Genomic DNA, 10111 nt, shown 5'->3' with positions numbered 1-10111 from the left:
GAATTTTCGACATTCCCGGTTGCGCTGTTCCCCTCGCGGAACTTCTCCGATCCACCTCCGCCCCGGACCGTCTCCCGGCCGCGAGCCAGTGCGGCGTCCTGCCCGCCCGCCGCCGCGAACGATGGTTTCGCGCCGCTTCGGCGCGGCCGGTCAGTGCGGCCAGATCGGCGGGTCGTTGACGAAGGCGCCGCCCAGGTAGGCGTGGCCCACGTTGTCCGGGTCCAGTTCGCCCTGTTCGGCGATCAGCTTCTCGGCGAACGGCTCGGAGTCGTCCCGCGGCTCGTAGCCGAGGGCCCGTGCGCTGCTGAGGTCCCACCACAGGCGGGTGTTGGCGGAGGAGCCGTAGACCACGGTGTGCCCGACGTTCTCGGCGGTCAGGCCCGCGTGGAAGAGGCGGGCGCCGTCGGCGGGGCTCATCCACACCGAGAGCATGCGCACGCTGGTCGGCTCCGGGAAGCAGGAGCCGATGCGGACGGAGACCGTCTCGATGCCGTACTTGTCCCAGTAGAACTGGGCCAGATCCTCGCCGAACGCCTTGGACAGGCCGTAGAAGGTGTCCGGGCGGCGCGGGGTGTCGATGGGGATGAGGGGATCGTCGCCCTGGGGGCGCGGGGTGAAGCCGACCGCGTGGTTGGAGGAGGCGAAGACGATGCGCTTCACGCCCTCCTCGCGCGCGGCCTCGTACAGGTTGTACGTGCCCTCGATGTTCGCCGTGAGGATCTTCTCGAAGGGGGCTTCCAGGGAGATGCCCGCGAGGTGGATGATCGCGTCGACGCCCCGCACGGCCTTCCGCACGGCATCCTTGTCGGCGAGGTCCGCGGTGACCGCGTCCGGGTCGCCCTCGATCGGGCGCATGTCGAGCAGGCGCAGTTCGTAGTCGAAGGCCGGGAGCAGGTTCCGCATCAGGGTGCCGAGCCCGCCGGCGGCGCCGGTGAGCAGAACGGTGCGGGGAGCGGGCATCCTCGGGTCTCCTTGAGTCGGCGGCCGCATGCATGGATCCCATTCACATGCGTGGACACGCTATGGACGGCGGGTGTCCTCCGTCAAGTGTGGCGCGAACCCTGCGTATCCGCTCCCGCGACCCGGGTTTGTGTGCTTGACCGGCCCGGAAGGGGATCCCTAGGGTGGAGTCGTTCATAAATATGGATGTGAATCATAAACGTGAGCGCTCGTTCTAGGGAGAGCCCGTGACGTCAGCCCCCCTCGCCGCTCGACTCGGCATCCCCAGCGGGCCGCTGTTCTTCCCCGTCACCGCCTACGGCCCGGACGGCTCGGTGGACCTGGACGCCTACCGCGCGCATGTGCGCCGCGGGATCGAGACCGGCGCCGCCGCCGTCTTCGCGTGCTGTGGAACCGGGGAGTTCCACGCCCTCACACCGGAGGAGTTCGAGGCGTGTGTCCGCGCGGCGGTGGCGGAGGCCGCGGGTCGCGTCCCGGTCGTCGCGGGCGCCGGATACGGCACCGCGCTCGCCGTGCGGTACGCGCGGCTCGCCGAGGCCGCCGGGGCGGACGGGCTGCTCGCCATGCCGCCCTACCTCGTCGTCGCCGGGCAGGAGGGGCTGCTGCGGCACTACCGCGAGGTCGCCGCGGCCACCTCGCTGCCGGTGATCGTCTACCAGCGCGACAACGCCGTGTTCACCCCCGAGTCCGTCGTGGAGCTGGCCCGCACCGACAAGATCATCGGCTTCAAGGACGGCCTCGGCGACCTCGACCTGATGCAGCGGATCATCAGCGCGGTCCGCACCGAGGTCCCCGGCGACTTCCTCTACTTCAACGGGCTGCCGACCGCCGAACAGACCCAGCTCGCCTACCGCGGCATCGGCATCACCCTCTACTCCTCCGCCGTCTTCTGCTTCGCCCCCGAGATCGCGCTCGCCTTCTACGAGGCCCACAAGACCGGCGACGACGCCACCGCCCACCGTCTCCTCGACGGCTTCTACCGGCCCTTCGTCGACCTGCGCGCCCAAGGCCGCGGCTACGCCGTCGCCCTCGTCAAGGCCGGCGTACGGATGCGCGGACTCGACGTGGGAGAGGTGCGGCCCCCGCTGCACGAGCCGACCGAGGACCATGTGAAACAGCTCGCCCAGATCGTCGAGCGGGGATACGCCCTGCTCGACGAGGGCAAGTGAACGCGGAGGACAATTGAATCCTCCCCCAGCTGAGCAGGGGGATTCCTGGCTCACGCTGCCTGCGGGCCAGGGACCCGGCAGGTCTTGCACGATCAACACCAGCCGGGTTGAAACCAGCCCGGTTTGTGCCGCAAAGCTTGGAGGTGCATGTGCTGTCTTGGTTCTCGATCAGCACCGCGTACGCGCTTGGTTCTCGCAACGCACGGCGGTCAGCCTACGCGACCGCGTGGGTCCAGGGGGGCGAAACCCCGATCCCTGCCCTGCTCCGCAGGAGTCCGATTCCTGACCGGCCTGACAGCCGGGGCATCCTCGGAGGTCTCAAGTGAAGGCGTCGACCTTCGTCTACCCCTGGGATGTCAACGGGGACCCGGAAGCCGCGGCACGCATCGCCGCGCTCGGCGTGGAGCAGGTGACCCTGGCCGCCGCCTACCACTCCACGCGCGCGCTCACCCCCCGCCACCCGCGCCACCGCATCGTCACCGCCGAGCACGCGGCCGTGCTGTACCCCACCGACGACCGGTGGGAGGGACGGGAGCTGCGCCCGTACGCCGCCGGGGACTGGGCCCCCGGAGACGCGTTCGGCGAGGCGGCCGACGCGCTCACCGACGCCGGCCTGGCGGTGCATACCTGGGTCGTCCTCGCGCACAACTCCCGCCTGGGCGCCGAGCACCCGGACACCTCGGTCGTCAACGCCTACGGTGACCGCTACCCGTGGGCCCCCTGCATCGCGCAGCCCGCCACCCGTACCTACCTCGTGGACCTGGCCGCCGAGGCCGCCGTACGCCCCGGCGCGGCCGGCACCGAGCTGGAGTCCCTCGGCTGGTACGGACTCCAGCACCTGCACGCCCACGACAAGACCGCCGGGGTCGGCCTCGGGGACGCAGGCCAGTACCTGATGTCGCTCTGCTTCTGCCCGACCTGCCGGGACGGCTACGGCCGACAGGGCCTGGACGCCGACGAGCTGGCGGCCGCCGTACGCGAGGCGCTGGCGCCGGTGTGGCGGGGCGCGCCCGAAGACGACGGCTGGGCCGGAGTCGAGAAGCTGCTCGGGGAGACGAACGCGGCCGCCACCCGCGCGTGGCGCGACGACACCGCCCGCACGCTCCAGGAGGCGGCCGTCGCCGCCGTCCGGGCCGCCGCGCCCGAGGGATTCCAGGTCCTGCTGCACGCCGACCCCCTCACCTACCGCGTCGGCGCCAACCCGGGCGTCGACCCCGCGCACATCCTGTCCGTCGCGGACGGCGTGGTCGTCCCGTGCGCGGGCGGCCCGGCGCCGCTGACACCGTTCGCCCAGCACCGGCGGGACGACACCGTGATCGCCGCCAACTTCGGGCTGGTCTCCGGGATGGGCGGCAGCCCCGGCACACTCGCGGCGGACGCGGCGCGGGCCCGGGAGCTGGGCGCCACCGAGCTGCGGCTGTATCACGCCGGGCTGGCGTCGGACGCCGACCTGGAGGCGGCACGGAAGGCGCTCGCGGGACGCTGAGCAGCGGCCACCGCGAGCCGTCGCTCGCACTGCTCTACCCGTGGCGGCCCTCGGTCGTGCGATGAGTTCGGGTTCTCGGGCCGGTCAACCCTTCCGAGGGCGGCCCGCACCCCGCGGGCGGCGTCCCGTCTCCCGGAGGAGCAGCACATGACCGACCCGACGACCTTCGACCTCGGACCGCAGGCCCGGATCGTCGCCCGCCTCGCGGACGGCGTGCGGGACGAGCAGCTCGCGGACGCGACGCCGTGCCCGGACCTCGCGGTGCGCAACCTGCTGGGGCACCTGGCCGGACTGGCCGTCGCCTTCCGCGACGCGGCCCGCAAGGACATGGGCGTCACCACGGACACCAGCCCGAACGGCGTGGTGCCCGACATCGGGCCCGGCTGGCGCGAGGACCTCGCGAAGGCCCTCGACGAACTCGCCGACGCCTGGCGCTATCCGGCCGCCTGGACCGGCATGACCCGCGCGGGCGGCGTCGACCTGCCCGGCGCGGTCGCCGCCGCCGTCGCGGCCGACGAACTGGTCGTCCACGGCTGGGACCTGGCCCGCGCCACCGGGCAGCCCTACGACCCCGACCCCACCGCGCTCGAGGTCTCGCACGGCTTCCTGCGCGCCGCCGCCGAGAACTCCGACGACGGCGGCGGCATCTTCGGCCCGGCCGTCCCGGTCCCCGCGGACGCCCCGCTGCTCGACCGGACGGTGGGACTCAGCGGGCGGGATCCGCAATGGCCGTCGAGGCCGTGACCGTGCTTTGCCATATCGCGCCCGCACACTGATCCAGGCGCCCTGAGCCCCTTACGGCTCGGGGCGCCTTCGTCATGCATCGCGTGAGCGAACGGGCGGAGCGACTCCGACCGGCCGACGGCCTTTGCCGCGACCTCACCTTCCTTTGCCAGAACCATTGACGAACCAGGGGACCCCTCCCTACCTTCAACCGGGTCGTACTTCGTACGTCATATATGAGACGCGATACGTGAGATCCGATACGCGATATCCGAGAGGCCGCGCATGACCTCTGTGCCCACGCCGATCCCCTCCCGCACGCAGTACGTGCTGGAAGGGATCAAACACCGCATCCTCACCGGGCAGCTGACGCCCGGTCAGGCCCTCGTCGAGACCGAACTCGCCGCACAGTTCGGGGTCTCCAAGACCCCGGTGCGCGAGGCGCTCAAGACGCTGGCCGGCACCGGGCTCGTGGTGATGAACCAGTACAAGGGCGTCACGGTGCGCATGGTGGACGCGGACATGGCGCGCGAGGTCTACGACGTGCGGCTCCTGCTGGAGCCCGAGGCGCTGAAGCGGGCGGTGCGGCGCGGAGCGTCCCTCGACGCCGCACGCTCCGCGCTGACCCGGGCCGACGAGGCCACGGACACCGCCGAACGCTCCCTCGCCAACCGGGAGTTCCACCGCGCCCTGTACCTGCCGTGCGGCAACCCGCTGCTGGGCCGGATGCTCGACGAGGTCCGCGACCAGGCGGCCCTGGTCTCCGCGGTGGCGTGGGCGGCCTCGCCGTCCTGGGAACGGGAGGCCGGCGAGCACCGGGAGATCCTGCGGCTCGCCCTCGCCGGTGACGCCGACGGCGCGGCACGCGCGCTGCACGCGCACATCGGGTCGTTCGTACAACGGGCCTTCCCTCAGACGGAGTCCGAGTCCGAGGTCCAGGGAGAGGGCGGTCAGGCATGACGACATCGTTCGAGACCCAGCGGGCGGCGCTGGCCGACGTGGTGGCGATCCCGGTGACCCCGTTCGCCGAGGACGGCAGCGTCGACCAGGACACCCTCCGCACCCTGCTGCGCCGTCTGCTCGACAGCGGCGTCAGGACCCTCACCCCCAACGGCAACACCGGGGAGTTCTACACCCTCACCCCGCAGGAGCGGCAGCTGGTCACCGAGTGGACCGTCGACGAGGCCGGCGACCGTGCCGTGACCCTGGTCGGGGTCGGGCACGACGTACCGACCGCCGTCGCCTCCGCCCGGCACGCCCGGGAACTCGGCGCCCAGATGGTCATGGTCCACCAGCCGGTCCACCCCTACGTCTCGCAGAGCGGCTGGGTCGACTACCACCGCGCGATCGCCGAGTCGGTGCCCGAACTGGGCGTCGTCCCGTATGTCCGCAACCCCCAGCTGCTCGGTGCCCGCCTCGCCGAACTCGCCGACACCTGCCCCAACGTGATCGGTGTGAAGTACGCCGTCCCGGACGCGGCCGCCTTCGCGGCCTTCGCCCGGGACGCCGGCCTCGACCGCTTCGTGTGGGTCGCGGGTCTCGCCGAGCCCTACGCCCCCTCCTACTTCTCCGCGGGCGCCACCGGCTTCACCTCGGGCCTGGTGAACGTCGCCCCGTCCGTTTCGCTGAACATGATCGAAGCGCTTCGATCGGGCGACTATCCGGCCGCGATGAAGGTCTGGGAGCAGATCCGCCGCTTCGAGGAACTCCGGGCGGCCAACGGCTCCGCCAACAACGTCACCGTCGTCAAGGAGGCCCTCGCCTCCCTCGGCCTGTGCCGCCGCGACGTCCGTCCGCCCAGCCGGCAGCTGCCCGAGGACGAACGTGCCGAGGTCGCCGCCATCGCGTCCGGGTGGTCGATATGACCCAGCCGCGCGACAAGAAGAGCCCCGAGGAACTGCGAAGCCACCAGTGGTACGGCACCGAGGGCCTGCGTTCCTTCAGCCACCGCGCCCGCACCCGCCAGCTCGGCTACCTCCCCGAGGAGCACCTGGGCAAGCCGGTCATCGCGATCCTCAACACCTGGTCCGACATCAACCCCTGCCACGTCCACCTGCGCGACCGCGCGCAGGCCGTGAAGCGGGGCGTGTGGCAGGCGGGCGGATTCCCGCTGGAGTTCCCGGTCTCCACCCTCTCGGAGACCTTCCAGAAGCCGACCCCGATGCTCTACCGCAACATGCTCGCGATGGAGACCGAGGAGCTGCTGCGGTCCTACCCGGTCGACGGCGCCGTGCTGATGGGCGGCTGCGACAAGTCCACGCCCGCCCTGCTGATGGGCGCCGCGACCGCCGACCTGCCCGCGGTCTTCGTGCCCGCCGGGCCCATGCTGCCGGGGCACTGGCGCAACGAGGTGCTCGGTTCCGGCACCGACATGTGGAAGTACTGGGACGACAAGCGAGCCGGCCTGATCGGCGACTGCGAGATGACCGAACTGGAGAGCGGTCTCGCCCGCTCGCCCGGTCACTGCATGACGATGGGTACGGCGTCCACGCTGACGGCCGCCGCGGAAGCCCTCGGCGTCACCGTCCCGGGGGCCTCCAGCATCCCGGCCGTCGACTCCGGGCACGACAGGATGGCGGCCGCCGCGGGCCTGAGGATCGTCGACCTGGTCCACCAGGACCGCAGACTCTCCGACATCCTCACCCGTGACGCCTTCGAGGACGCGGTGACGACGGTCCTCGGCCTCGGCGGCTCCACCAACGCGGTGATTCATCTGATCGCCATGGCGGGCCGGGCCGGAGTCAAGCTCACCCTCGACGACTTCGACCGCATCGCCCGCACGGTGCCGGTGCTCGCCAACGTACGGCCCGGCGGACAGACCTACCTCATGGAGGACTTCCACTTCGCGGGCGGGCTGCCCGGCTTCCTGTCCCGGATCCCGGACCTGCTCCACCTCGACCGTCCCACCGTCTCGTACGACACGCTGCGCGAGCAGATCGCCGGCGCGCGGGTGCACAACGACGAGGTCATCCGGCCTCGGGACAACCCGGTCGCGAGCGAGGGCGGGGTCGCCGTGCTGCGCGGCAACCTCTGCCCGGACGGCGCCGTCATCAAGCACATCTCCGCCGAGCCGCACCTGCTCGCGCACACCGGGCCCGCGGTCGTCTTCGACGACTACCGGACCATGCAGCGCACCATCAACGACCCCGAGTTGGGCATCACCGCGGACAGTGTCCTGGTGCTGCGCAACGCCGGCCCCAAGGGCGGCCCCGGGATGCCCGAGTACGGCATGCTGCCGATCCCGGACCACCTGCTGAAGCAGGGCGTGCGGGACATGGTCCGCATCTCCGACGCCCGTATGAGCGGCACGAGTTACGGCGCCTGCGTGCTGCACGTGGCCCCCGAGTCGTACATCGGCGGACCGCTGGCGCTGGTCCGCACCGGGGACCCGATCACCCTGGACGTCGAGGCGCGCAGCCTCCATCTCCACGTCGACGACGAGGAGTTGGCCCGCCGTCGGGCGGAGTGGACGCCGCCGCCCGTCCGTTACGAGCGCGGCTACGGCGCGCTCTACAACGAGCAGATCACGCAGGCCGACACCGGCTGCGACTTCGAGTTCCTGGCCCGTCCGGGCAAGGTGCAGGACCCGTACGCGGGCTGAACGACCGCACGGCCACCCACGCTCCACGGCACCACGCACCTACGGCACCACGGCACAGCGCAGCCGGAACGACGGCACAGCGCACACCGACGGGCACCGCACGGCACCACCGCCCGGAACGCACCACCGGCAAGGCACGCACCACCGGCAAGGCACGCACCACACAGCACCACGCGCACCACGGTCACCACGCGCCACCCCCGAACCACCTCACGGCCGCCTCCACCACGACGGCCGGGCCTCACGCACGCCGCACAGCAAGCGCTTACCCGCACGACCCGCACAACGTGCACCAGACGCACGAGAACGGAGAACTGTCATGGCCCAAGCCGCAGCCGTGGCGAAGCCGCCCGCGCCACCCCGGCGGCGCCGGGCCTCCGCCACGCCGCGCAGGCTGCCGTACCTGCTGATCGCCCCGGCGGCCCTGCTCATGCTGGGCTTCATCGCCTACCCGGTGATCAGCGTCTTCTACTACAGCCTGCAGAACTACAACCCCACCAAACCGTGGCGGAACGGCTACGCGGGCTTCGACAACTTCGTCCACGCCTTCACCGACGACCCGGTGTTCTGGGACACGCTGACCTTCAGTGCCAAATGGGTGGTCGTCGAGGTCGGACTGCAGCTGCTGTTCGGTCTGGCGCTGGCGCTGATCGTCAACCAGACCTTCGTGGGCCGGGGACTCGGCCGCGCGATGGTCTTCTCGCCGTGGGCCGTCTCCGGCGTGCTGACCTCCGCGATCTGGGTGCTGCTCTACAACTCCCAGACGGGCATCACCCGTTACCTCGCGGACATGGGCATCGGCAGCTACGGGACCAGCTGGCTGTCGGACACCTCGACGGTGTTCCCGGCGGCGGTCGTCGCCGACCTGTGGCGCGGTGTCCCGTTCTTCGCGATCCTCATCCTCGCCGACCTCCAGTCCGTCTCCAAGGACCTCTACGAGGCCGCCGAGGTCGACGGCGCGAGCCGCGTCAAGCAGTTCTGGCACATCACGCTGCCCCATCTGAAGGACGCCATCATCCTGTCCACGCTGCTGCGCGCGGTCTGGGAGTTCAACAACGTCGACCTGCTCTACACCCTGACCGGCGGCGGACCCGCGGGCGAGACCACGACCCTCCCGCTCTACATCGCCAACACCAGCGTCGACGCCCACAACTTCGGCTACGCGTCCGCCCTGACCGCGGTCGCGTTCGTGATCCTGCTCTTCTGCTCGATGGTCTATCTGCGGCTGAGCAAGTTCGGAGGTACGGACAAGTGATCACCAAGGAGGCCACCAAGGCGGCACCCGCTCCCGCGCACGTGCCCGCCGACCCCCCGCGTCCCCTCAAGGCCGGCCGCAACTGGGACGAGGTACCGCGCTGGCACATCTACCTGCCGCTGTCGATCTACCTCGTCTTCACCCTGATCCCGTTCTACTGGATCCTGCTCTTCGCGCTGCGCCCGGCCGGTTCGACCTCGCTCGTGCCCTGGCCGATGACCTTCGACCACTTCGAGAAGGTGTGGACCGACCGCAGCTTCGGCACCTACTTCCAGAACAGCCTGCTCGTCGGTGTCGCCACCCTGCTGATGACCACCCTGGTCGCGCTGGCCGGCGGGTACGCCCTCGCCCGCTTCAACTTCCGGGTCAAGAAGGCGTTCATGCTGGCGCTGCTGTGCTCCCAGTTCGTGCCGGGCGCGCTGCTGCTGGTCCCGCTGTTCGAGATCTTCGCCGAGCTGAACATGATCAACTCGCTGGGCAGCGTCATCATCGCGGAGACGGTCTTCCAGCTGCCCCTGTCGATGATCCTGATCAGCAACTTCATCAAGAACGTGCCGTACTCCCTGGAGGAGGCGGCCTGGGTCGACGGCTGCAACCGGCTGACCGCCTTCAGGATCGTGGTCCTGCCGCTGCTGCGGCCCGGCCTCATCGCGGTGGGCTCGTTCGCGTTCGTGCACTCCTGGAACCACTTCCTGTTCGCCCTGATGTTCCTGAACAACCAGGGCAAGCAGACCATCCCGGTCGGCCTCAACACCCTGATGAGTGCGGACAGCGTCGACCTCGGCGCGCTCGCCGCGGGCGGCATCATCGCGGCCGTACCCGTGGTGATCGTGTTCGCCTTCATCCAGAAGTGGCTGATCACCGGCTTCAGCGCGGGGGCGGTGAAGGGATGAGGCTCCGCCAGGCAGCTGGAGCGG

Annotated in this window: 9 protein-coding genes; 8 read left to right on the top strand and 1 reads right to left on the bottom strand. The window is 70.8% G+C overall.

Annotated features, from left to right (window positions below; translation table 11 throughout):
- Nucleotides 1–150 precede the first annotated feature (150 nt).
- Nucleotides 151–960 carry an NAD(P)-dependent oxidoreductase gene (locus ABZ027_RS38305; protein ID WP_356776798.1) on the bottom strand — a complete coding sequence of 270 codons (810 nt, stop codon included), beginning with the start codon at nt 958–960 and terminating at the stop codon, nt 151–153.
- 227 nt (nt 961–1187) lie between these two features.
- Between ABZ027_RS38305 and ABZ027_RS38300 the strand changes: the two genes are divergently transcribed.
- The 8 genes from ABZ027_RS38300 (at nt 1188) to ABZ027_RS38265 (ending at nt 10087) form a co-directional block, all read left to right on the top strand.
- On the top strand, nt 1188–2129 hold the full coding sequence (locus ABZ027_RS38300; RefSeq protein ID WP_356776796.1) for a 5-dehydro-4-deoxyglucarate dehydratase: 942 nt from the start codon (nt 1188–1190) through the stop codon (nt 2127–2129).
- 322 nt (nt 2130–2451) lie between these two features.
- Complete coding sequence (locus ABZ027_RS38295) at nt 2452–3615, top strand: hypothetical protein (protein ID WP_356776794.1); 1164 nt, start codon at nt 2452–2454, stop codon at nt 3613–3615.
- Between the two features lie 147 nt (nt 3616–3762).
- Entirely contained in the window at nt 3763–4359 is a 597-nt protein-coding gene (locus ABZ027_RS38290) for a TIGR03086 family metal-binding protein (RefSeq protein ID WP_356776792.1), read from the top strand.
- Between the two features lie 264 nt (nt 4360–4623).
- Nucleotides 4624–5298: a GntR family transcriptional regulator gene (locus ABZ027_RS38285; protein ID WP_356776790.1), complete on the top strand. Its 675-nt coding sequence runs from the start codon at nt 4624–4626 to the stop codon at nt 5296–5298.
- Nucleotides 5295–6203: a dihydrodipicolinate synthase family protein gene (locus tag ABZ027_RS38280; RefSeq protein ID WP_356776788.1), complete on the top strand. Its 909-nt coding sequence runs from the start codon at nt 5295–5297 to the stop codon at nt 6201–6203. The genes ABZ027_RS38285 and ABZ027_RS38280 overlap by 4 nt, the downstream gene beginning before the upstream one ends.
- Entirely contained in the window at nt 6200–7939 is a 1740-nt protein-coding gene (gene araD, locus ABZ027_RS38275) for an L-arabinonate dehydratase (RefSeq protein WP_356776786.1), read from the top strand. The genes ABZ027_RS38280 and araD overlap by 4 nt, the downstream gene beginning before the upstream one ends.
- A 319-nt stretch (nt 7940–8258) precedes the next feature.
- Nucleotides 8259–9194, top strand: a complete 936-nt coding sequence (locus ABZ027_RS38270; RefSeq protein WP_356776785.1) for a sugar ABC transporter permease — start codon at nt 8259–8261, stop codon at nt 9192–9194.
- The gene (locus ABZ027_RS38265; RefSeq protein WP_356776783.1) at nt 9191–10087 is read left to right on the top strand and encodes a carbohydrate ABC transporter permease; all 897 of its coding nucleotides are present in this window, start codon (nt 9191–9193) and stop codon (nt 10085–10087) included. The genes ABZ027_RS38270 and ABZ027_RS38265 overlap by 4 nt, the downstream gene beginning before the upstream one ends.
- Nucleotides 10088–10111 lie beyond the last annotated feature (24 nt).

This window comes from Streptomyces sp. NPDC006332, assembly GCF_040612855.1.
GTDB lineage: Bacteria > Actinomycetota > Actinomycetes > Streptomycetales > Streptomycetaceae > Streptomyces.
This window is presented reverse-complemented; position numbering and strand designations above follow the sequence as displayed.

Bases quoted from the DNA above. Each gene is read 5' to 3' on its own strand.
- ABZ027_RS38305 (WP_356776798.1), bottom strand. From the start codon at position 960: ATGCCCGCTCCCCGCACCGTTCTGCTCACCGGCGCCGCCGGCGGGCTC.
- ABZ027_RS38290 (WP_356776792.1), top strand. From the start codon at position 3,763: ATGACCGACCCGACGACCTTCGACCTCGGACCGCAGGCCCGGATCGTC.
- ABZ027_RS38285 (WP_356776790.1), top strand. From the start codon at position 4,624: ATGACCTCTGTGCCCACGCCGATCCCCTCCCGCACGCAGTACGTGCTG.
- ABZ027_RS38280 (WP_356776788.1), top strand. From the start codon at position 5,295: ATGACGACATCGTTCGAGACCCAGCGGGCGGCGCTGGCCGACGTGGTG.
- araD (WP_356776786.1), top strand. From the start codon at position 6,200: ATGACCCAGCCGCGCGACAAGAAGAGCCCCGAGGAACTGCGAAGCCAC.
- ABZ027_RS38270 (WP_356776785.1), top strand. From the start codon at position 8,259: ATGGCCCAAGCCGCAGCCGTGGCGAAGCCGCCCGCGCCACCCCGGCGG.